This window comes from Aeromonas sp. QDB68, assembly GCF_027707405.1.
GTDB lineage: Bacteria > Pseudomonadota > Gammaproteobacteria > Enterobacterales > Aeromonadaceae > Aeromonas > Aeromonas caviae.
Genome location: NZ_JAPCIQ010000005.1, coordinates 41,237 through 63,498 on the forward strand (window position 1 = coordinate 41,237; position 22,262 = coordinate 63,498).

Below are 22,262 nucleotides of genomic sequence, written 5' to 3' on the forward strand. Positions count from 1 at the left end.
AGCGGTGGATCTGACACAATGGAATACAACACTTCAGAACTGTGCGACATCTATCAGGACATGGTGGATGTACTCGAACCCATGCTCTGCTCCTTCGGCGGCCGCGCCTCTTTCGGCGGCGTCATCACCACGGTCAAGTGCTTCGAATCGAACGGTCTTATCCGTGAACTGGTCAAGGAGAACGGCGTTGGTCGCGTGCTGTTGATCGACGGCGGTGGCTCCATGCGACGTGCCCTGATCGACAGCGAGATCGCCACCACGGCGGCGGAAAATGAGTGGGAAGGGATCGTCTGCTACGGTTGCGTCCGTGAGGTCGATATCCTGGAAGATCTCGACATCGGCATTCAGGCCCTGGCGGCCATTCCGGTGGGCGCCGACAGCAAGGATATCGGGGAAACCGATCTGCCGGTCAACTTCGGCGGCGTTACCTTCCTGCCGGATGACCACCTCTATGCCGATACCACAGGGGTGATCCTCTCCCCCGATGCCCTCGACATCGAGTAAACAGCGCTGAGTGAAAATGGGAGCCCTGGCTCCCATTTTTTATGCCCGCTGATGGCGGAAAAGACGCAAAAAAAGAGGGCCAGTAAACTACTGGCCCCTTAACTGGAAGCAATGTGAGCAATGTCGTGCCTTCACAAGAAGTCCATCACGTTGGAACAAATGAAGTCTTTCCCGGAAAACAAGTTAACAATAATCATTCTCATTTAACTGTGCAAGCCTTATTTGTGAAGATCACAAAAAAATTGACCACCCATGGGGGTGGTCAATCTCATCAGGCTTGTCGCGTAGCAGCTTGCAGGCCAGCCAATCCGGCCTCCCCCACCAGCTTGCGGCTGAGATAGCGCAGCAGCACACCGTAAAGCGGCACAAACAACCCCAGACTTATCAGCAATTTGAATACGTAATCCACGGTCGCGATCTCGACCCAGTGCTCGGCCATGAAGGGATCCGTGCTGCGCCAGAAGGCGATGCTGAAGAAGGCGATGGTATCCACCAGATTGCCGAACAGGGTGGAGGCCGCCGGAGCCACCCACCAGGCTTTCAGCAGGCGCAGGCGGTTGAACACCACCACGTCCATGAACTGGCCCACCAGATAGGCCATAAAGCTGGCTAACGCGATCCGGGCAACAAAGAGATTGAACTCTGCCAGATTGCCCACCCCCTGGAAGCTCCCTTCGAAGAAGAGCACCGAGAGCACGTAGGACACGGTCAATGCCGGCAGCATCACGGTCTGGATGATCTTGCGCGCCAGGCCTGCGCCGAAAATCCGCACCGTCAAGTCGGTGGCCAGGAAAATGAACGGGAAGCTGAAGGCACCCCAGGTGGTGTGGAAGCCAAAGATGGTGATCGGCAGCTGCACCAGGTAGTTGCTGCTGGCAATGATCAGGATGTGGAACAACGAGAGACGCATCAGTGCCGTCTGGTACTGAGCCGGAGTCAGGTTCATATTGTGACCTTTTTGGTTAATGGGGTTAGGGAACCCATATCGCCACCATGGCGATAATCAAGGGGCGAGATTATACGCCCCAAAATTGATAGTTCAATCTTTATGCGGTTATCTCAAGGGATTGACTCGCATCGCACGCCAAGCTCACTCCCGGGACTGCCGAGCCAGCCAGAGCAGCGCCTCCGCGTCGTCCGGCTGCACCGCCGCCAGCCAGCAGCCGCTGTAATGTTCGTACTCGAGCCGAAAGCGGCTGCCTTCAAACTCCAGCAGCCAGCTGTGGCGATCCGCCCCCCACTCCCGCTCGAGTGCCGCCAGCTCCCACTCTTGCAACAGGGCCTCGGCCAGAGTCGGGAAGCTGTCCCAGTCAAGGCCCGGGCAGGTCAGCATCACCACCCCGGCTTCCCTGTCTGTCTGCGTGATACGCCAGTTCATCTGCGGCTCCTCAACTGCTGCACGAGAGCTCGCCCCCGCAATACCAGCCCGGATGCGGGGTGGCGAGATCCTCGTATTCGGGTTGGTCATCATAGGGGTGCTGCAGGGCCGCAAACAGCCGCTCGAACGGCGCCATGTCGCCCTGTTCTGCCGCCTCGATCACCTGCTGGGCCAGGGCGTTGCGCAGCACATACTTGGGATTGACTGCGTCCATCTGCCCCTTGCGCACGCCATCCACGCTCCCTTCCCGGGCGAGGCGCGCCCGATAGGCCTCAAGCCACCCCTGCCAGACGGCAGGATCGGGCAGCAGGGCCAACAGGCGGGCGGGCCACGCTCCCTCTCGCGTCACCTCACCGAGACGTCGCAGGAAGAGGTGGTAATCCACCTTGTGCGCCGCCAGCAGCCGGAACAACTCGCGGAACAGCGCCGGATCCTCCTCTTCCCACACCGCCAGCCCCAGCTTGGCGCGCATCAGCTCGGAGTAGTGCAACATCAGCTGGTGCTCGTACTGGGCCAGGGCCGACGCGAGCGCGTCGCCATCCACATGGCCGGCTAGCGCTTGGGCCAGCTTCTGCAGGTTCCAGTATCCGACCGCAGGCTGCTGATCCAGCGCATAGCGACCGTCCGGATCCGAGTGGTTGCAGACGAAGTCCGGCACATAGGCGTCGATAAAACCGTAGGGGCCGTAATCCAGGGTCAGCCCGAGCAGGGACATGTTGTCGGTGTTCATCACCCCGTGACAGAACCCCGCCGCCTGCCACTTGGCGATGAGCCGCGCGGTGCGGCGCACTACTTCGGCAAACAGCTCGGCGCCATCGGTCAGCTCGGGGAAGTGGTAACGCCGCGCATAGTCGATGAGGGCCGGGATCTTCTCCCCCTGCCCGCTCCATGCGAAATACTCGAAGTGACCGAAGCGCAGATGGCTCGGCGCGGTGCGCAGCACGGTCGCCCCGCTCTCCACCTGCTCCCGGTAGACAGGCTCGTCACTGCCCAGCAGCACCAGAGCCCGGGTGGTGGGAATGCCGAGGGCATGCAGCGCCTCGGAAGCCAGGTACTCGCGAATGCTGGATCGCAGCACGGCACGGCCGTCGCCAAAGCGGGAGAATGGCGTCTTGCCCGCCCCTTTCAGGTGCAGGTCCCAGCGGCTGCCATCCGGCGCCAGCTGCTCCCCCAGCAGCAGAGCGCGGCCATCCCCGAGGCGCGGGCTGTAACCACCGAACTGGTGGCCCGCATAGACCTGGGCCACCGGCTGCATGCCCGGCAGGGGCTGCCCCTGGCCGCAACAAGCGAGCCACTGCGCCTCGCTCACCTCCCCGAGCCCCAGCTCACCAAGCAGCGCACGGTTCAGATGCAGCAATCTGGGGCCATGCAGCGGCTGCGGGGCAACGGGCTCGCAAGCCCAGGGGAGTTCGGTGGCAAAAGTGTTGATCAACTTCATGGTGATGGGGGTTGTCCCTGCGTATGCTCGTGTCACTCTTTATACCGCCGTCGGCTCGTCGAGGCTAACAGGCGATCACGATTATTCATTTCAAGGAGAAGACGATGCCAAAGTGGGTCTATACCCTGCCCCTGCTGGCGCTTGCCTGGGGCCATCAGGCCAAGGCGGCCGACATAGACGCAGGCAAGGCCAAATCCGTGGTCTGTGCCGCCTGTCATGGCGCGGATGGCAAGGCGAGCGTCCCGACCTACCCCCACCTCGCGGGCCAGAACCAGGCCTATTTGCTCAAGCAGATGAAAGCGTTCAAGGAGGGTTCCCGTACCGAGCCGCTGATGGCTCCCTTCATGGCGATGCTGACCGAGGCGGACATGGAGAATCTGGCAGCCTATTACGCCAGCCTGAAATAATGCATGGCGCCGACCAACGGGCGCCTTTCCACTGTTTGTTGTGCCAGCCTACTTGTTGTGCCAGCCTACCGGCCTGGGCCTGCAGCGGTCGATGACAAGGTCTACCTGGGCCGACCCTACCGGCGGCAGTAGTCGATGATCAGGTCCATAAAGGCCTCACCGAAGCGCTCCAGCTTGCGGTGACCGACACCGTTGACCGCCAGCATTTCCTCCTCGGTCATCGGCATGAGCTGTGCCATCTCAACCAGGGTGGCGTCGTTGAACACCACATAGGGCGGCACCTCTTCATCCTCGGCGATCTGCTTGCGCAGGGCGCGCAGCTCCTTGAACAGCCGCTTGTCATAGTTGGCGTTGTCGAGCAGGCCGTTGCGCTTCTCCTTGCGACTGGAGATGGGCTGCAGGCGGGGGACTGCCAGTTCAAGCTTCATTTCGCCACGCAGCACGGGTCGAGCCGCTTCGGTCAGCTGCAACACCAGATTGCGGGTGATGTTCTGGGTCAGCAACCCCTTGTGGATCAGCTGGCGGATGACGCTCATCCAGTATTCGTGGCTCTGATCCTTGCCGATGCCGTAGGTCGACAGCTTGTCGTGACCGTGATCCTTGATGCGCTGGTTCAGCGATCCGCGCAGCACCTCCACCACATAACCCACCCCGAAATTCTGTCCCACCCGCCAGACGCAGGAGAGCGCCTTCTGGGCATCTTCGGTGCCGTCATAACTCTGGGGCGGATCGAGGCAGATGTCGCAGTTGCCGCAAGGCTTGTCGTTGTACTCGCCGAAGTAGTTGAGCAGCACCTGACGGCGGCAGGTCTGCGCCTCGGCGAAGGCCGCCATCACGTTGAGCTTGTACTGCTCCACCTGCAACTGCTGGGGGTTTTCGATGTTGTCGAGCAGCCGGCGCACCCGGCCAATGTCGGCGGGATCGTAGAGCAGCAGTGCCTCGGCCGGAGTGCCGTCACGCCCGGCGCGGCCGGTTTCCTGATAGTAGGATTCGATGTTCTTCGGGATGTCGTAGTGCACCACGAAGCGCACGTTGGGCTTGTCGATGCCCATGCCGAACGCCACCGTCGCCACCACGATTTCGATGTCATCCTTGAGGAAGGCCTCCTGGGTCTGCTGACGCAGCTCGAGCGGCAGGCCGGCATGATAGGGTGCCGCCTTGCAGCCGTGACGGGATAGCCGCTCGGCCACCTCCTCCACCCGGTTGCGGCTGGAGCAGTAGACGATGCCGCAGTTGCCCTTCTGGCTCTGCACGTAGCGCAGCAACTGCTCCGCTGCCTTGAACTTCTCCACCAGGCTGTAGCGGATATTGGGCCGATCGAAGCTGGCGGTGTGGATGAAGGGATCGTTCAGTTCCAGCCGGTGCAGCATGTCGCTGCGGGTCGCCTCGTCGGCGGTGGCGGTGAGCGCTACCACCGGCACCTGGGGAAACCACTGCTTGAGACGTCCCAGCGCCGCGTATTCCGGCCGAAAATCGTGCCCCCACTGGGAGACGCAGTGGGCCTCGTCGATGGCGAACAGGCCGAGGGGCAACTCCGCCAACCGGTCCATGAACTCGTGCTGCAGCAAACGCTCGGGGGAAACATAAACCAGCTTGATCTCGCCCCGGCGCATGGCGGCAAAGTTCTGGATCATCTCTTCCCGGCTCAGTGCCGAGTTGATGTAGACCGCCGCCACGCCGTTGGCGCGCAGGGTGTCGACCTGATCCTTCATCAGCGAGATGAGGGGGGAGACCACCACACCGAGCCCGGGTCGCAGCAGCGCCGGGATCTGGTAGCAAAGCGACTTGCCGCCGCCGGTGGGTTTGAGCACCAGGGCATCGCGCCCCGCCACTATCTGCTCGATGATCTCGAGCTGGCCCGGCCGAAACTGCTGATAGCCAAACACCGCCTGCAACAGGGCAAGGGGATTCTCTGGCTGAGGGTCAGGCAGGGTTTCGGCAATGACGGTCATGGGCTCTCCTTTGGGGTCGCCATTCTAAAGCAGCCGCCGCCCACAATAAACCTGCCATTGCGAGTGTTAAGGAAGTGTTGCAGACTGGCTGGAGTTTTTACTCGGCTTTGATGACAGGGCGGACTGAAGGAATGAAACAGATGCTCAAGAAGATGGCGCTCAGTGGCATAGCCAACCTGTTCGCCGAAAAGATGCCCTTCAACAAGCTGATCGGCATGCAAGTCACCCACTACGACTTCGATAAAGTGGAGCTGCGCATCAAGATGGAACAGAAGCTCATCGGCAACCCTTTCCACAACATACTGCACGGCGGCGTCACCGCCAGCCTGCTCGACGTGGCGGGCGGCATGATAGTCGCAGCCTCCTGCATCGACGAGCTGGAGGACTTCTCCCCCAGCTATCTCAAGGAGCGCTTCTCGCGGCTTGGCACCATCGATCTGCGGGTGGACTATCTTCGTCCCGGTCGCGGCAACGAGTTCATCGCCACCGCCCACATCATCCGGGCAGGCAGCAAGGTAGCGGTCGCCCGCATGGAGCTGCACAACGAAGAGGGCACCCACATCGCCTTCGGCACGGGCACCTACCTCGTCGGCTAATGGTTTTTATTGCATAAAAAGTGCGCTTCTAAGCTGATTTTAATCATTAGAATTCTTACCCCCTCCTCCGCTCAGGGTCCATACTGAAAGTCGGGATTCTGTGCAGAGGGAGGATTGCAGACGATGAGCGCGATACTGGCTACCCAACCATCCAGAGCCTTGCTGACACGACTTGAGGCCATGCGCGAAGAAGTGCAGACCCCAGAGTGCCGTCACTGGTTGGAACAGGAGCTGGAGGGGTATTCTCTCTGTTCACCCCTGCCCTGGTATCGCATCATTGCCTGTCGGCAACGCGGTCACTTCCTGAATCTGAAGACGGGGAAATATCTGACTTGCCATATCGGCAGCCAAACGCTAAGCCAACGCGACCTGGCCCAAGTTCAGTTCATCTATGCCCGTGAACCCGCCGCCCACTATTTACTGCGTCACGATTCCCATATCGAGCCCTGGCCGGAATCACTGCTGGAAGCGTATCGAGAGCAGCTGATCCCTGGTCATCTCTGCCTGCAAGCCTGGCATGAGCCCGTGTCTTCGCTGCGTTCACAACTGATGGAGGGAATAGCACATTTCATTAGTGAGTACCCCAAGCATGCGGCCCTGCAAACCCAACACGGTTTCAAGGCATTGCGGCATCAACACTGGCATATCTGAATGAGCGCCTGGGGCGCAAGGAGGGCACCATCGACAAGACCCATAACGAGATTGTCACAATCTAGAGTGCCGGAGTCAGGATCAGACTCCACCAGTGGGGCCACCGAGCGGTGGCCCTTTTAGTTGGGCAAATGAGGGAGATCGGAGCAGTAGAAGCAATCGACAATGGAAATGTCAGCTTTGCTTCAACAAACCAAATGCGAAAAGGCCGCTCATTGAGCGGCCTTTTCAAATGTGGTCGGTGTGAGAGGATTCGAACCTCCGACCCCTTCGTCCCGAACGAAGTGCGCTACCAAGCTGCGCTACACACCGATGTCTGCGGGGCGAGAATTTACCGAAAGCCCCGACCCGACACAAGCCTTTTTTTGCATTCACTCTAAAAAAATGGCTTTACGCTCAATAATTCAGCGAGTCGCAGTAAAAAACGCCGCAAGGTATCTTTCCGCCTGCCTTCAGCCCTGTCGAGGCAACCTGAACTCGGTCGGCCCCAGCAAACGCCGGCTCCAATCCGCCACCACACCATGTTCAAGCCAATGGGCCGCATGCTGGCGCCAGTTGGGAGAGAGCGCCGGGTTCTCCAGCAGCAGTTGCAGATCGTCCTCATTGCGGGCCTGGTTGAACAGGATATCGGCGGTGCGCTTCACCGTCAGCTCAGGGTAGGGTCTGTCCACCAGTGTCAGCTCCCCCTGCGGATCCACCCTTCCCTCTTCCAGCACCCGCAGCAGCCAGCCACAGCGACCACTCAGCTGCATCACCTGGGAGAGCTGGCCATAGCCAAAGCGCTGGTTGAGCTTGAAACAGGGGGATCTGGGCTGGCTTATCTGGATCAGCGCCTCCCCAAGTCGATAGACATCGCCAATGCAGGCCTGCGCCTCCGTCAGCCCCGAACCAGAGAGATTCTCGCCAAAGGCGGCAGGCTGCCAGGGTGTGCGTGGTACAGGCAGTCCCAGAGCGGTTTGCCAGGTTTTCCACCAGGCGTAGTGCTCCACAGGGTAATGGTGCAGGGCCCGATCCGGGCCGCCATGATGGCGTCTGTCGCTCTGCTCATCCCCGCGAAGGCCGAGGAAATCGCACCACAGAGGGGCGTCGGCAGGCTGCTTGTGGATGGCACTGATGAGACCAGGGGCCTGCTCTGGGTTCAGTTCAGCACTCTGGCCGATGAAGAGGGAGATCCGCATTCCATTCTCCTGACGGATGGGGGAATACGGATCTTATCACGGGGCAGGTCAGGCAACTGCCTGCATCTGGGTGGTCATGGCGATTTCGGCACGGCGGCGTTTCTCCGCCCGGGCCATCAGATACCAGCTACCGAAGGTGAACAGGGATACCGACAGCAGGATCAGACTCGCGATGGCGTTGATCTCGGGCTTCACGCCGAGACGCACCGCCGAGAACACCTCCATCGGCAAGGTGGTCGAACCCGGGCCGGAGACGAAGCTCGCCAGCACCAGGTCATCCAGCGACAGGGCAAACGACATCATGCCACCCGCCGCCAGCGACGGGGCGATCATCGGGATGGTGATCAGGAAGAACACCTTCCACGGCTTGGCACCCAGGTCCATGGCCGCCTCCTCAATGGAGAGATCCAGCTCCCGCAGCCGCGCCGACACCACGATCGCCACATAGGCGGTACAGAAGGTGGTATGTGCTATCCAGATGGTCAGCATGCCCCGCTCCGCGGGCCAACCCACCAGCTGGGCCATGGCCACGAACAGCAGCAGCAGGGAGAGACCGGTGATCACCTCGGGCATCACCAGCGGCGCCGTCACCATGCCGCCGAACAGGGTCCGGCCACGGAAGTGAGGGATCCGGGTCAGCACGAAGGCCGCCACCGTCCCCAGCGCCACCGCCGCGATGGCAGTGTAGAAGGCGATCTCCAGGGAGCGGAACACGGACCCGATCAACTGTTTGTTGTCGAGCAGGCCGAAGTACCACTTGAGCGACCAGCCCCCCCACACCGTCACCAGCTTGGAGGCGTTGAAGGAGTAGATGACCATGATGATCATTGGCAGGTAGATGAACAGCAGCCCCAGCCACAGCATCAGCTTGGCAAAACCGAAACGTCTCATGCCTTGCCCTCCAGCTCTTTGGCCTGGTTGCGGTTGAACAGGATGATGGGAATGATCAGAACCGCCAGCATCACCACCGCCAGGGCGGAGGCCACCGGCCAGTCACGGTTGTTGAAGAACTCCTGCCACAACACCTTGCCGATCATCAGGGTCTCCGGGCCACCCAGCATCTCGGGGATGACGAACTCGCCCACCACCGGGATGAAGACCAGCATGCAACCGGCGATGATGCCGTTCTTGGAGAGTGGCACCGTGATCTGCCAGAACCGGGTCAGGTTGCGGGCACCCAGATCGGAGGCCGCCTCCAGCAGGCTCTGGTCGTGCTTGACCAGGTTGGCATAAAGCGGCAGCACCATGAACGGCAGGTAGGAGTAAACGATGCCGATATAGACCGCCAGGTTGGTATTGAGGATCTGCAGCGGTTCGTCGATCACCCCGATGCCCAGCAGGACGCTGTTGAGCAGGCCGTTGTTGCTGAGGATCCCCATCCAGGCGTAGACCCGGATCAGGATCGCCGTCCAGGTCGGCATCATGATGAGCAGCAGCAGAACGGTCTGGGTCTCCTTGTTGGCCCGCGAAATGGCGTAAGCCATGGGATAACCGATCAACAGGCAGAGTAGGGTGCTGACCAGGGCTATCTTGAGGGACCCCAGATAAGCCGCGATGTAGAGCTCATCCTCCTGCAGCAGCAGGTAGTTGCCCAGGTTGAGCAGTATGGTGAGCTGATTGTCTGCCCAGCTCACCACGTCCGTGTAGGGCGGGATGGCCACGTCCGCTTCGGCGAAGCTGATCTTCACGACGATGATGAAGGGCAGCAGGAAGAAAAGGAACAGCCAGAAGAAGGGGATGCCGATGACCAGCTGCCGCCCTCCCACCTGTTTGAGTCGTCTCAATGCCTTCATGATTGCAGCACCACGCCGCTGTCATCTTCCCAGTAGAGGAACACCTGGTCATCCCAGGTCGGCCGTTTGCCGTGGCGTTCGGCATTGGCGATGAAAGCCTGAACGATTTTGCCCGAGGGCAACTGGATGTGATACACGGAATGGCCGCCCAGATAGGCGATGTCATAAACCTCGCCCTTGGTCCAGTTGAAGTCCGGATGCTCGATCTCTTCCGGCTTTTGCAGGCTCATCAGCAGTTTTTCCGGACGCAGGGCATAGGTGACCTTCTTGTTCTCCGCCCGAGAGCTGATGCCGTGACCCACATAGATGGGCTGCTCCAGATCCGCACAGGCGATGATGGCGTGGTCCTGCTCATCCTCCACCAGCAGGCCGTCAAACAGGTTGACGTTGCCGATGAACTCGCACACCAGCCGGCTGGCCGGGGTCTCGTAGATGTCCATCGGGCTGCCGATCTGCTCGATGCAACCGAGGTGCATGATGGCGATCCGCTCGGCCATGGTCATGGCTTCTTCCTGATCGTGGGTCACCATGACGCAGGTCACGCCCACCCGCTCGATGATCTCGACCAGCTCGAGCTGCATGGTGGAGCGCAGCTTCTTGTCCAGCGCCCCCATGGGCTCGTCCAGCAGCAGCAGCTTGGGACGCTTGGCCAGGGAACGGGCCAGGGCCACCCGCTGACGCTGACCACCGGAGAGCTGGTGCGGCTTGCGACGGGCGTACTGGGTCATCTGCACCAGCTTGAGCATCTCTTCCACCCGGGCATCGATCTCCGCCTTGGGCAGGCCATCCTGCTTGAGGCCGAAGGCGATGTTCTGGGCCACCGTCATGTGGGGGAACAGGGCATAGGACTGGAACATCATGTTGATGGGGCGTTCATAGGGCGGCATGTCGGTAATGTCGACGCCGTCGAGGAACAGCCGTCCTTCCGTGGGTCGCTCGAACCCGGCCAGCATCCGCAGCAAGGTGGACTTGCCGGAGCCGGACCCACCCAGCAGGGCGAAGATCTCGCCCTTGTGGATGTTGAGAGACACGTTGTCGACCGCCAGCGTTTCGTCGAACTGCTTGCTTACCCTGTCTATTTTGACCAGCACTTCTTTACGCTGCTGGCTGCCCTCGAGGGCTTTCTTGTAGGCACTGGAGGCTATCGCCATTACCAAACTCCCAAAGGTGATTCCGGCCTGGGCCGATCCATCAATACAATCTGGCGCCCCGGGATGGGCGCCAAGGTTAGGTTCCGGATTTGATCTTGGTCCAACTCCGGGTGATCAGGCGCTGCACCGAACGGGGATGTGCTTCCTGCACATACAGACGCTCAAGCACCGCCTGGGGGGGATAGACTGACTCGTCCTCGCGCACGGCCTTGTCCATGAACTCTCCCGCCTTGATGTTCGGGTTCGCGTAACCCACATAGTCGCTCACCTTGGCGATGACCTGCGGTTCGAGAATGTAGTTGATCAGGGCGTGAGCCTCTTTCACGTTGGTGGCATCGGCCGGGATCGCCATCATGTCGAACCAGAGATTGCCACCCTCCTTGGGGATGCTGTAGGCAATATTGATCCCCTTGCCCGCCTCCTCGGCCCGGGACGCCGCCTGCAGGATGTCGCCGGAGAAACCCGCCGCCACGCAGATGTTGCCGTTGGCGAGGTCACCGATGTACTTGGAGGAGTGGAAGTAGGCCACATAGGGGCGCACCTTGAGCAGCTGCTCTTCGGCCCGCTTGATGTCCGCCGGCTCATGGCTGTTGGGGTTAAGCCCCAGGTAGTTGAGGGCAGCCGGGATCATCTCGTCCGCCGAATCGAGGAAGGCCACGCCGCACTGGGAGAGCTTCTTCATGTTTTCCGGCTCGAAGATGGTCGCCCAGGAGTCAATCTTGTCGATACCCAGCACTTCCTTGATCTTGTCGACGTTGTAGCCGATGCCGTTGGTACCCCAGAGGTAGGGCACGGCGTACTGATGGCCCGGATCCACCTTCTCGAGCTGCTTGAGCAGCATGGGGTCCAGGTTGCTCAGGTTTGGCAGCAGGGTGAGGTCCAGCTTCTGGAAGGCCCCCGCCTTGATCTGCTTGGCCAGGAAATTGTTGGAGGGCACGACCAGATCGTAGCCGGTGCGTCCGGTCAGCAGCTTGCCTTCCAGCGTCTCGTTGGAGTCAAACACGTCATAGACGGTCTTGATCCCGGTCTTCTGCTGAAAGTCACTGAGGGTGGTCTCGCCGATATAATCGGACCAGTTGTAAAAATGAACCACAGGGGCTGCCTGGGTCAGATTTGCAAACCCCAGGGTCAGGGCCAGCGTTGCCATCTTGGTCATGTGCACTTATCAGTCCTCATTTGTGTGATTTTGCCAGTCGCGCATCCATACGCGCCGTCCAACCTGTCGGGTGGTCACCACCCTCCCGGCCGAACTGCGGACCGGGAGGGGTACTCGTCACTCTTACTTGCCTGACTTGATCTTGGTCCAGCTGCGGGTCATCAGACGCTGCACCTTGGCCGGCAGATCCGGGAAGGTGTAGATCTTCTTGAGGGTATCCGGCGTCGGGTAGATACCCGGGTCGGTACGGATCGCCTCGTCCACCAGCGGCGTGGCCGCCTTGTTGCCGTTCGGGAACTGCACCACGTTGGTGATGTTCGCGATCACGTCCGGCTTCATCAGGTAATTGATGAAGGTGTGGGCCGCCTCGACGTTCTTGGCATCCGCCGGGATGGCGATCATGTCGAAGAAGCTGCCAGCCCCCTCTTTCGGAATGGCGTAAGTCAGGCTGACACCGTTCTTGGCCTCGGCGGCACGCGCCTTGGACTGCTGCAGGTCACCGGAGTAACCCACTGCCACGCACAGGTTGCCGTTGGCCAGATCCGAAATGTACTTGGAGGAGTGGAAGTAAGCGGTATAGGGACGGATGGAGAGGAACAACGCCTCTGCCTTCTTCAGCTCGTCCGGCTTCTGGCTGTCCGGCTTGAAGCCCAGGTATTGCAGGGCGGCCGGCAGCATTTCGGTCGGCGAGTCGAGGAAGGAGACACCGCACTCCTTCAGCTTGGCCATGTTCTCCGGCTTGAACACCAGATCCCAGGAGTCCACCGGGGCATCGGCCCCCAGCACGGCCTTCACCTTCTCGGCGTTGTAGGCATAGCCGATGGTGCCCCACAGGTAAGGGATGGAGTATTGGTTGCCCGGATCGCTCGGTTCGAGCGCCTTGAGCAGGTCGACGTCCAGGTTCTGCCAGTTGGAGAGTTTGGACTTGTCCAGCTTCTGGAAGACACCTGCCTTGATCTGCTTGGCCAGGAAGGGGTTGGACGGTACGACGATGTCATAGCCCGACTTGCCTGCCAGCAACTTGGCTTCCAGCACTTCGTTGCTGTCGAACACGTCGTAGACCACCTTGATGCCCGTCTCCTTCTGGAAGTTTTCCAGCGTATCCGGCGCGATGTAGTCGCTCCAGTTGTAGACGTGCAGCACCTTCTCGTCGGCCATCGCCCCGGTACTCATCATGACCAGCGCCACGGAAGCAGCCATCATTCCCTTTTTAAAAGACATAGTCCTTGTCTCCTAAGCAAATTGTATGCGTAAGCCAACCTGCCCGGTTCCCGCCTATTCCCGCAGCTTTGCAGCCGTCAGGTCCAGACTGAGCCTGGCCAGTTTGACCAATTCATCCACCTGTTCCTCGGTGATCACCAAGGGGGGCGATATGATCATGGTATCGCCGACAGCCCTCATCACCAAGCCATTGTTAAAACAGAACTCCCGACAGGTCATCCCGGCATGGAGCTCGGCCGGGAAGCGACGTTTCGTCTGCTTGTCCTGCACTATTTCCAGCGCGGCAACCAGGCCTTTTCCACGGGTTTCCCCCACCAGCGGATGGTCCGCCAGCTCAGCCCAGCGGTGCTGCAAATAGGGGCCGATACTATCATGAACTCGCTTAACTATGCTCTCCCTTTGCATAAGCTGGATGTTGGCAATGGCCACGGCGCAGGCGACCGGATGGCCGGAATAGGTGAAGCCATGGTTGAACTCGCCCCCCTCTTCCACCAGCACCCTGGCTACCCTGTCCCCTACCATCACGGCGCCCATCGGCAGATAGCCGGAGGTAATGCCCTTGGCCAGGCACATGAGGTCGGGTTTGATGCCAAAACCTTCACTGGCAAACCAGTGACCGGTGCGGCCAAAGCCGCAGATCACCTCGTCGGCGATAAGCAGGATGCCGTACTGGTCGCAGATGCGCTGGATCTCGGGCCAGTAGCTCTCGGGCGGAATGATGACCCCCCCCGCACCCTGGATAGGCTCGCCGATGAAGGCGGCCACCTTGTCCACCCCCAGTGCCAGGATCTTCTCTTCCAGCTGGCGGGCACGGGCCAGACCGAACTCGTGGGCGCTCATGCCCTCTCCCTCACCGAAGTGATAGGGCTGGTCGATGTGTACTATGCCCGGAATGGGCAAGCCGCCCTGGGCGTGCATCCCCTTCATGCCGCCCAGACTGGCCCCCGCCACGGTGGAGCCGTGATAGGCATTGTGGCGGCTGATGATCACCTGCTTGTCAGGTTGTCCCTTGCTGGCCCAGTAGTGGCGCACCATGCGCAGCACGGTGTCGTTGCACTCGGAACCCGAGCCGGTGAAGAAGACGTGGTTGAGGTGGGAAGGGGTGATCTCGGCCAGCAGGGTGGCCAGCTCGGCAGCAGGGGGGTGGCTGGTCTGGAAGAAGAGGTTGTAGTAGGGCAGTTGCTGCATCTGGCGAGTGGCGGCATCCACCAGCTCCTGACGGCCGTAGCCCATGTTGACGCACCACAGACCCGCCATCCCGTCCAGAATGCGCTTGCCTTCGGAGTCTTCCAGATAGACGCCTTCGGCCTTGGTGATGATGCGACTGCCCTTCTTGTTCAGGGCCTGAAAATCGGTAAACGGATGCAGATGATGGCTGGCTTCCAGTTGCTGCCACTCACGGGTCGTGTGCTGCATTGCTTGCTCCTCGGTTCCTTCGATTCGGCGAATCTTGTCGCCATTCATGAGGGCACGGGTGGCCTGCCCGGTCACTGCCATTCACGGGGCTGGCACTCTCTTGCCTGCTCGATGCCTTTCCATGGGGCGAACATCGTCGCCAGTTGATTGCAGGTGACCCCCCTCTCCATTGCGAGAGCGGGCCTCACCTTTACTCGGTGCCTTCCGGGTCGCGGGCACCGCCGCGAGACGGGCCTTCGGCCCCTTGCTTGCGATATGACGGGGAGAGGCCTCCCCCGGGGACAGATCAGACGTTCAGCAGCAGGAATTCCCGTTCCCAGCGGCTGATCACGCCGAAATAGGTCTCGTACTCCTTGCGTTTGACGGCCACGAAGGCGCGGATGAAGCGCTCCCCCAGCATGTCCTTGATGGGTTCACACTGCTCCAGGTGGCTCAGCGATTCCTCCAGCGAGCGGGGCAGGCTGTAGGGCAGGTCATAGGCACTCGCCTTCATCTCCTGCATGGGTTCGAGCTTCTCCAGCATGCCGAGGTAGCCGCAGGCCAGGGTGGCGGCCAGGGCCAGATACGGGTTGGCATCGGCCCCGGCGAAGCGGTTCTCGACCCGACGTGCGCTCGGTTCGGAGAAGGGTACCCGCAGGCCGCAGGTGCGGTTTTCCACACCCCACTGAACGTTGCGCGGCGCACTCTCGCCAAAGGTGAGGCGGCGGTAGGAGTTGACGTTCGGCGCCAGCAGGGCGGTCACTGCCGGGGTGTATTTCTGCAGGCCGGCGATGAAATGCATGAACAGATCGGAGTTGCCCCCTTCGCTGGTACCAAACAGGTTGTTGCCATCCATGTCTTCCAGGCTCTGGTGGATGTGCATGGCGGAACCCGGTTCGTTGCTCATGGGCTTGGCCATGAAGGTGGCATAGATGCCGTGGCGATGGGCGGCCTCGCGCATGGTGCGCTTGAACAGAAACACCTGGTCGGCGAGATCGATGGCATCCCCGTGCAGGAAGTTGATCTCCATCTGGGCGGCGCCGGATTCGTGGATCAGGGTGTCCACCTCCAGCTCCTGGGCCTCGCAGTAGTCGTACATGTCCTCGAAGATGGGGTCGAATTCGTTCACCGCATCGATGCTGAACGACTGGCGGGCCGTTTCCGGGCGGCCGTTGCGGCCCACCGGCGGCACCAGTGGATAGTCGGGATCTTCGTTGCGGGTCACCAGGTAGAACTCCAGCTCCGGCGCCACCACCGGCTTCCAGCCCTGCTTCTCGTAGAATGACAGAACCCGGCGCAGCACGGAGCGGGGAGCGATGTCGATGAGCTTGCCGTTGACGTCAAAGCAGTCGTGGATCACCTGGGCGGTGGGCTCCAGCGCCCAGGGTACGAAACGAATGGTGTTGGGATCGGGATAGAGCTGCATGTCCCGCTCCAGCGGGTCTATCATGCTGTCGTCATCCGGGTACTCGCCGGTCACCGTCTGGGTGAAGATGACCTCGGGCAGCCGCATGCCCCCTTCGCGCAGAAACTTGTTGGCTGGAATGATCTTGCCTCGGGCATTGCCGGTGAAATCCGGAAACAGGCACTCCACTTCCGTGATGCGATTGCTCTCCATCCAGCCCTTGATACTGTCCATGTTAAACCCCGACTTTACGGTTGCCATTGTCAAGGGTGTCTAATATAAGGAACACCCTTGTTAAGAAAATGTAATAGACCACACCATAAAAGCCCGTGATAAAGGCCTTTGTCAAGCATCGGTGTTTAAAAAACTATAAACAACGGCCTGTATAATGACCAGCGCGGCACCAAATACTAAACACTTTGTGTCACGATCAGCCCACTGCAAGCTCGATGCCAACGGCGGCGGGATCTCGTTCGATACTCAGTCAGACCCTGTCGGAGAAGGCCCATTTCTTTGCAAGGGCGCACACTCCTTATCCAATTTCCTTTGCATGTCTGCATTTTTTTGGTACAAGGCCCGCCCTGATTTGCACTCTCCTGCATGGATTTGGTGCAAAACGGGATACAAGGGCTTGGTCTGACGACAGACAGCCCCCATCAATGGGTAACATTGGGAAACTGACTGGTAGCAAACCGTATGTGTGATTTCATGACAGAAGACCAACTGACCTTCTACAAAGGCCAGATCGAGCGACAAATCCTTGAGCTCGAAGAACGTCTCAACTCCCAGGCCAGCCAGGCTATCGCCACCGATACCAACGAGATGGCGGATGAAATTGACCGTGCCAGTGTCGAGGAGGCCCGTCGCCTGGAGCTGAACCGCATCGAGCACGACAAGTTGCACCTGCGCAAGCTGAAAGGGGCGTTGAAGCGGATCAATGAAGGGGATTTTGGCTATTGCGAATCCTGTGGCGACGAGATCTCTCTCAAGCGGCTGCAGGCCCGTCCCGAGTCCCGCTTCTGTGTTGAATGCCAGAGCACCAAGGAATTCAACGACACTCACGTGTTCCGTCGCGTCGCCTGATGCGGCGAACAAGCCCGGCCTCGGTACGAGCCGGGCACAGGGCAGGCCATGCCCGAAGATGACGCGGCCGGGTGATCCCCGGCCCCTTTCACAGCAAGAGCATGACAACTTCTGTTAGACTCCGGGCAAGTCCCGGATCCTACAGGAGATCAAAGCGTGAAATGGCTCATCAGGCTGTGCTTGTGCCTGCCATTGCTGGCACAAGCACAGACGCTCACCGTCAAGGTCCCCAGCCGACCGATCAACGATCTCGACAACGAATACCAGCTCAAGCTGCTGGAACTGGCGCTCAACCACGCCGGGCAGCCCTACAAGCTGGAGCGGGTCGACCTCAATCTCAACCAGTACAGCCTCCAGCAGGCGCTTGCCAAGGGCAAGGTCATCAATGTGTTCTGGATGGGTACCTCCAGCGCGCTGGAATCCTCCCTCACCGCAGTGCCAATCCCGCTGTTTCGTGGCCTGGAAGGGCTGCGCCTCTCCTTCATCCACGCCGATGCCCAGGAGCGGTTCAACCAGATCAACACCCTGGCAGACCTCAAGAAACTGAAAGCCGCCCAGGGAGTGGGCTGGGCCGACAACAAGATCCTGGAACTAGCAGGCATTCCCACCTATGCCGGGCGCTACAGCAACCTGTTTCGCCTGATGAATGACGGTGACAAGCTGGACTTCTTCCCCCGTGGTCTGGTGGAAATCTTCGCCGAACGCAGCGAGCTGGCGGCACAATATCCCAACCTGGTGATCGATCAGCACCTGCTGATCCGCTACCCCTTCGCCGAGTTCTTCTTCGTCAGCCCGGAATCGCCGAAGCTGGCCAAGGCGATCCAGACCGGCCTCGAGCGTGCCTATGCCGACGGTAGCTTCATGGCGTTCTTTCGGGAGAACCCCAAGATCCGCGAGGCCCTGGCCAGCGCCAATCTGGAGCAGAGAGTCACCATCGCCCTGCCCAATCCCGACATGACCCCCTTGCTCAAAAGCATTCCGGCCCAATATTGGGAATATCCACCGTCTCAGGAGTAAATGGGCACGATATCCGGCGTTGAGAATATCCACCGCTGCGAGCATGAGCAGACACGGCCTCCGGTGTTGGAAATATCCACCGCTGCGAGCGTGAGCAGACACGGTATCCGGCGTTAGGAATATCCACCGCTGCGAGCGTGAACGGACACGGCCTCCGACGTTGGGAATATCCGCCGCCGGGAGCGTGATCAGCCGCGGGTCATCCCATCCGGTGGGCGCAGCCCGCCGCAGACGCACAGGAACGCGAGGTCGCCCGTCCTCAATACGCGCACCAGGGAGGTGCCATGAAACGACTGGATGACTGGTTTCGCGACTATGGCCAGAGCCATCAACACCCCGTCAATGTGGCCATCCACAAGGTGGCGGTGCCAGGCATCTACCTCTGCATCCTGGCACTGCTCTGGTGCCTGCCCGCAGGTCCCCTGCCAGCGTCCCTCAACTGGGCGGAGCTGGCGGCCATCCCGGTGCTGGTCTTCTACCTGCGGCTGTCGTTGACGATCTTTACGGGGATGACGGCCCTGACCGCCCTGGGGCTGGCCTTCTGCCACGTCTGGCAGGGGCCGCTGCTGTGGCCTGCCCTTATCGGGTTCGTGCTGTTCTGGATAGCCCAGTTCGTCGGTCACCATATCGAGGGGAAACGCCCCTCCTTTCTCACCGACCTGCAATTCCTGCTGGTAGGCCCCGCCTGGGTGCTGGCCAGCCTCTATCGTCGTTTGGGCATCCCTTTCTGAGGGAGGCCAACAGGAGAGACCATGAGACATCTTCAGACCCTTGCTCGCACCCTGCCCCTGCTGCTGGGGGCACTGATGGCCGGCCCGGTGCTGGCCGACAAGGCCGATCCCGTCGGCGAGGTGAGCACCGCTTTCAAGCTCCTCGGACCCAACCACAAGATCCTGGTGGAGGCGTTCGACGACCCTAAAATCGCCGGTGTCGCCTGCTATCTGGCCCGCCCCAAGACCGGCGGCGTCAAGGGCGGACTCGGGCTGGCGGAAGATCCCTCCCACGCTTCCCTCTCGTGCCACCAGATCGGCCCCATCACCCTGCCCGCCAGGCTGAAGGCGGGGGAAGAGGTGTTCGACGTCAGCACCTCGCTGGTGTTCAAGGAGCAGAAGGTGGTGCGTTTTTACGACGAGAAGCGCAATGCCCTTGTCTATCTGACTTACAGCACCAAGTTGGTGGATGGTTCGTACAAGAGTGCAGTGAGTGCCGTCCCCATCATGCCCTGGGGTTGAAACAGCACCACTTATCCCGTGATGACGGTCACTATTTGTTGTAATTTAACCACATCATTATCTACGGAGAGCGCACCATGAGAGTCGCCGTTTTCAGTACCAAGAGCTACGACAAGGAACATTTCCACCAGGCCAACGCCCAGTACGGTTTCGATCTGGAGTTCTTCGACGTGCGGCTGGAGGCCAAGACGGCCCGTCTCGCCCACGGCTTCCCCGTGGTCTGCCTGTTCGTCAACGATGATGCCGACCGCGAAGTGCTGACCGAGCTGGCGCAGTACGGCACCAGGGTCATCGCCCTGCGCTGCGCCGGTTACAACAACGTGGATCTGGCCGCCGCCAAGGAGCTGGGACTCAAGGTGGTGCGGGTGCCTGCCTACTCCCCCGAGGCTGTTGCCGAACATGCGGTGGGCCTGATGATGACCCTCAACCGCCGCATCCATAAGGCGTATCAGCGCACCCGGGACGCCAACTTCTCCCTGGAAGGGCTGGTGGGCTTCAACATGCATGGCCGCACCGCCGGCATCATAGGCACCGGCAAGATCGGCATCGCCACCTTGCGCATCCTCAAGGGGTTCGGCATGCGCCTGCTGGTGAGCGATCCCTATCCGAACCAGGCGGCCATCGATCTGGGCGCCGAGTACGTGGATCTCGACACCCTATTCCGTCAGTCCGATGTCATCAGCCTGCACTGCCCCCTGTTCAAGGAGAACTATCACCTGCTGAACAAGGAGGCCTTCGCCAAGATGAAGGACGGGGTGATGATCATCAACACCAGCCGGGGCGGCCTGCTCGACTCCAACGCCGCCATCGAGGCCCTCAAGACCTCCCGCATCGGCGCCCTGGGGCTGGACGTCTACGAGGAGGAGGAAGACCTCTTCTTCGAGGACAAGTCCAACGAGGTGATCACCGACGACGTCTTCCGCCGCCTGTCTGCCTGTCACAACGTGCTGTTCACCGGTCACCAGGCCTTCCTGACCCGGGAGGCACTGCACGCCATCGCCGACACCACCCTCAGCAACATCCAGGCCATCGAGAGCCAGGGCCGCTCTGACAACGAAGTGGAGTGATCCCTGAGGCGTTGTCGCCACGCCATTGATCCCGCCGCCGGGTTGTGAGACCCGGCGGCATCGGGTAGGCTACCAGCCCTTTTTTGTACAGGAGTCTGGCCAGCATGTTCATCGGATTTGATTACGGTACCTCCAACTGTGCCGTCGCCGTGATGGAACAGGGCAGCCCCAGGCTGCTGACCCTCTCCGGTTCCCATTACCTTCCCTCCACCCTGCACGCCCCCCACCGGGACGCCATCGCCGGCCTCCTGGCCGAAGGGCTGGCCCCCGTCCAGCAGAGCGAATACCTCAAGCTGCGCGGTCCCGTGGTGACCCGGGCCCAGGCGGTGCGCCGCCAGATGCGCGAAGAGGGACTCATCGACGAGCTGAGCTTCGGCGGTGCGGCGCTGGCGCGCTATCTGGAAGAGCCGGACGAGGGCTACTACATCAAGTCCCCCAAATCCTTTCTCGGGGCCTATGGCCTCAAGGCTCCCCAGATCGCCCTGTTCGAGGACATCGTCTGCGCCATGATGCTGCACGTGCGCCGGGAGGCGGAGCAGCAGACGGGCAGCACCATCCGCCAGGCGGTGATCGGCCGACCGGTCAACTTCCAGGGACTGGCGGGGGAAGAGAGCAACCGCCAGGCCATCGCCATCCTGAGCGAGGCGGCACGCCTCGCCGGGTTCGAGCGGGTGGAGTTCCTCTATGAGCCGGTGGCCGCCGGCTTCGAGTTCGAAGCGCGCCTCACCGAGGATGCGGTGGTGCTGGTGGTGGACATCGGGGGCGGGACCACCGACTGCTCCGTGCTGCGCATGGGCCCGAGCCACCGTGACCAGCTGGATCGCAGCGGCGACCTGCTCGGTCACAGCGGCCAGCGCATCGGGGGCAACGACTTCGACATCCGCCTGACCGTGGAGGGCATGATGCCGCTGCTCGGCATGCACGAGACCCTCAAGACCGGCAAGCCGCTGCCCCATCCCCTGTTCTGGGACGCCGCCGCCATCAATGACGTCAGTGCCCAGAGCCGTTTCTACAGCCTGGATACCGCCCGCCAGTTGCAGGATCTCCAGCTCGACAGCCAGCCCGGCAGCAAGCTCCCGCGCCTCGCCAGCCTGCGGGCCCACAAGCTGAGCCATCAACTGGTGTGGCGCGCCGAGCAGGGCAAGATCGCCCTCTCCGACCACGAGCACAATCACCAGACCCTGAACGAGCTGGAAAAAGGGCTGGAGGCGGCACTCACCCGCCCCCAGCTGGCCAGTGCTTCCGCCCCCTTGCTGGAGAAGATTGGCGAGCTGATGGACGAGGCTATCCTGGCGGCAGGCGTGCAGCCTGACCGGGTCTTCGTCACCGGCGGCAGTGCCCGCTCCCCCCTCATCAAGGCCTTCATCCAGCAGAAACTGCCCAAGGTACCGCTGGAGGGGGGTGATGACTTCGGTTCGGTGGCCTCGGGCCTCGCCCGCTATGCCGAGCGCCTGTTTGCGGACTGAGACGGCCAGGGGAGCCATGGGCAACCGGTAGACAGGTTCGCTCGGGGCGGATGTTGCCATTTGCCGACACCCCCTCTTCCCCCGGGGCGACAGAAGCGGTCGGGCTCCTCCCCCCTCACCCTGCCGCCCGGGCCCGGGGACGGGTATGCTTGTCATACCCACCACCGGAGCC

The 22,262-nt window shown here is 61.0% G+C and carries 22 protein-coding genes and 1 tRNA gene; 10 read left to right on the forward strand and 13 right to left on the reverse strand.

Annotation, left to right across the window (positions count from 1 at the left end; all coding sequences use genetic code 11):
• Positions 1-18: 18 nt before the first annotated feature.
• Positions 19-504, forward strand: a complete 486-nt coding sequence (rraA, locus tag PG892_RS02955; protein WP_010676045.1) for a ribonuclease E activity regulator RraA — start codon at positions 19-21, stop codon at positions 502-504.
• Positions 505-775: 271 nt separating this feature from the next.
• Here rraA and PG892_RS02960 read toward each other — a convergent pair whose 3' ends face one another.
• From PG892_RS02960 to PG892_RS02970, 3 genes are all read right to left on the reverse strand, one after another.
• Positions 776-1,450, reverse strand: a complete 675-nt coding sequence (locus PG892_RS02960; protein WP_010676046.1) for a 7-cyano-7-deazaguanine/7-aminomethyl-7-deazaguanine transporter — start codon at positions 1,448-1,450, stop codon at positions 776-778.
• A gap of 144 nt (positions 1,451-1,594) precedes the next feature.
• The gene (locus tag PG892_RS02965) at positions 1,595-1,882 is read right to left on the reverse strand and encodes a DUF3630 family protein (RefSeq protein ID WP_041211964.1); all 288 of its coding nucleotides are present in this window, start codon (positions 1,880-1,882) and stop codon (positions 1,595-1,597) included.
• A gap of 10 nt (positions 1,883-1,892) precedes the next feature.
• Entirely contained in the window at positions 1,893-3,320 is a 1,428-nt protein-coding gene (locus PG892_RS02970; protein WP_139739359.1) for a protein adenylyltransferase SelO, read from the reverse strand.
• Positions 3,321-3,424: 104 nt separating this feature from the next.
• Here PG892_RS02970 and PG892_RS02975 point away from each other — a divergent pair, with 104 nt between their 5' ends.
• Positions 3,425-3,727: a c-type cytochrome gene (locus PG892_RS02975; protein ID WP_264787052.1), complete on the forward strand. Its 303-nt coding sequence runs from the start codon at positions 3,425-3,427 to the stop codon at positions 3,725-3,727.
• Between the two features lie 116 nt (positions 3,728-3,843).
• On the opposite strand, the gene recQ is transcribed toward PG892_RS02975, so the two are convergent.
• Positions 3,844-5,679 carry an ATP-dependent DNA helicase RecQ gene (gene recQ, locus PG892_RS02980; protein WP_039039660.1) on the reverse strand — a complete coding sequence of 612 codons (1,836 nt, stop codon included), beginning with the start codon at positions 5,677-5,679 and terminating at the stop codon, positions 3,844-3,846.
• Positions 5,680-5,810: 131 nt separating this feature from the next.
• Between recQ and PG892_RS02985 the strand changes: the two genes are divergently transcribed.
• Together PG892_RS02985 and PG892_RS02990 are read left to right on the forward strand one after the other, a co-directional pair.
• Positions 5,811-6,275 (forward strand): thioesterase family protein, encoded by a 465-nt coding sequence (locus tag PG892_RS02985; RefSeq protein WP_039039661.1) that lies wholly within the window; start codon positions 5,811-5,813, stop codon positions 6,273-6,275.
• A gap of 123 nt (positions 6,276-6,398) precedes the next feature.
• Positions 6,399-6,926 (forward strand): AbiTii domain-containing protein, encoded by a 528-nt coding sequence (locus PG892_RS02990; RefSeq protein WP_010676052.1) that lies wholly within the window; start codon positions 6,399-6,401, stop codon positions 6,924-6,926.
• A 235-nt stretch (positions 6,927-7,161) separates the two neighbouring features.
• Here PG892_RS02990 and PG892_RS02995 read toward each other — a convergent pair.
• From PG892_RS02995 to PG892_RS03035, 9 genes are all read right to left on the reverse strand, one after another.
• Positions 7,162-7,238: transfer RNA gene (locus tag PG892_RS02995), tRNA-Pro, on the reverse strand.
• A 140-nt stretch (positions 7,239-7,378) separates the two neighbouring features.
• Positions 7,379-8,104 carry an MOSC domain-containing protein gene (locus PG892_RS03000; RefSeq protein WP_069784939.1) on the reverse strand — a complete coding sequence of 242 codons (726 nt, stop codon included), beginning with the start codon at positions 8,102-8,104 and terminating at the stop codon, positions 7,379-7,381.
• A 48-nt stretch (positions 8,105-8,152) separates the two neighbouring features.
• Positions 8,153-8,995: an ABC transporter permease subunit gene (locus PG892_RS03005; protein WP_010676054.1), complete on the reverse strand. Its 843-nt coding sequence runs from the start codon at positions 8,993-8,995 to the stop codon at positions 8,153-8,155.
• On the reverse strand, positions 8,992-9,897 hold the full coding sequence (locus PG892_RS03010) for an ABC transporter permease subunit (RefSeq protein ID WP_010676055.1): 906 nt from the start codon (positions 9,895-9,897) through the stop codon (positions 8,992-8,994). The genes PG892_RS03005 and PG892_RS03010 overlap by 4 nt, the downstream gene beginning before the upstream one ends.
• Positions 9,894-11,048, reverse strand: coding sequence for a polyamine ABC transporter ATP-binding protein (gene potA / locus PG892_RS03015; RefSeq protein ID WP_010676056.1), 1,155 nt, complete (start codon positions 11,046-11,048; stop codon positions 9,894-9,896). The genes PG892_RS03010 and potA overlap by 4 nt, the downstream gene beginning before the upstream one ends.
• Before the next feature lie 76 nt (positions 11,049-11,124).
• Positions 11,125-12,204, reverse strand: coding sequence for a polyamine ABC transporter substrate-binding protein (locus PG892_RS03020; protein WP_307773762.1), 1,080 nt, complete (start codon positions 12,202-12,204; stop codon positions 11,125-11,127).
• Positions 12,205-12,327: 123 nt separating this feature from the next.
• A complete protein-coding gene (locus PG892_RS03025; RefSeq protein ID WP_113977666.1) occupies positions 12,328-13,425 on the reverse strand; it encodes a polyamine ABC transporter substrate-binding protein in 1,098 nt (365 codons plus the stop codon).
• A gap of 54 nt (positions 13,426-13,479) precedes the next feature.
• Positions 13,480-14,841, reverse strand: coding sequence for an aspartate aminotransferase family protein (locus tag PG892_RS03030; protein WP_113977701.1), 1,362 nt, complete (start codon positions 14,839-14,841; stop codon positions 13,480-13,482).
• A gap of 286 nt (positions 14,842-15,127) precedes the next feature.
• Positions 15,128-16,459 (reverse strand): glutamine synthetase family protein, encoded by a 1,332-nt coding sequence (locus tag PG892_RS03035; RefSeq protein WP_010676060.1) that lies wholly within the window; start codon positions 16,457-16,459, stop codon positions 15,128-15,130.
• Between the two features lie 462 nt (positions 16,460-16,921).
• Between PG892_RS03035 and PG892_RS03040 the strand changes: the two genes are divergently transcribed.
• The 6 genes from PG892_RS03040 (at position 16,922) to yegD (ending at position 22,090) form a co-directional block, all read left to right on the forward strand.
• Entirely contained in the window at positions 16,922-17,308 is a 387-nt protein-coding gene (locus PG892_RS03040; RefSeq protein WP_010676061.1) for a TraR/DksA family transcriptional regulator, read from the forward strand.
• Positions 17,309-17,464: 156 nt separating this feature from the next.
• Positions 17,465-18,325 carry a hypothetical protein gene (locus PG892_RS03045; protein WP_010676062.1) on the forward strand — a complete coding sequence of 287 codons (861 nt, stop codon included), beginning with the start codon at positions 17,465-17,467 and terminating at the stop codon, positions 18,323-18,325.
• Between the two features lie 284 nt (positions 18,326-18,609).
• Positions 18,610-19,056: an Mpo1 family 2-hydroxy fatty acid dioxygenase gene (locus PG892_RS03050; protein WP_043153437.1), complete on the forward strand. Its 447-nt coding sequence runs from the start codon at positions 18,610-18,612 to the stop codon at positions 19,054-19,056.
• 21 nt (positions 19,057-19,077) lie between these two features.
• A complete protein-coding gene (locus tag PG892_RS03055; RefSeq protein WP_041211972.1) occupies positions 19,078-19,557 on the forward strand; it encodes a CreA family protein in 480 nt (159 codons plus the stop codon).
• 77 nt (positions 19,558-19,634) lie between these two features.
• Positions 19,635-20,624, forward strand: coding sequence for a 2-hydroxyacid dehydrogenase (locus tag PG892_RS03060; RefSeq protein ID WP_042878605.1), 990 nt, complete (start codon positions 19,635-19,637; stop codon positions 20,622-20,624).
• Positions 20,625-20,728: 104 nt separating this feature from the next.
• Positions 20,729-22,090, forward strand: coding sequence for a molecular chaperone (yegD, locus tag PG892_RS03065; RefSeq protein ID WP_042878606.1), 1,362 nt, complete (start codon positions 20,729-20,731; stop codon positions 22,088-22,090).
• Positions 22,091-22,262 lie beyond the last annotated feature (172 nt).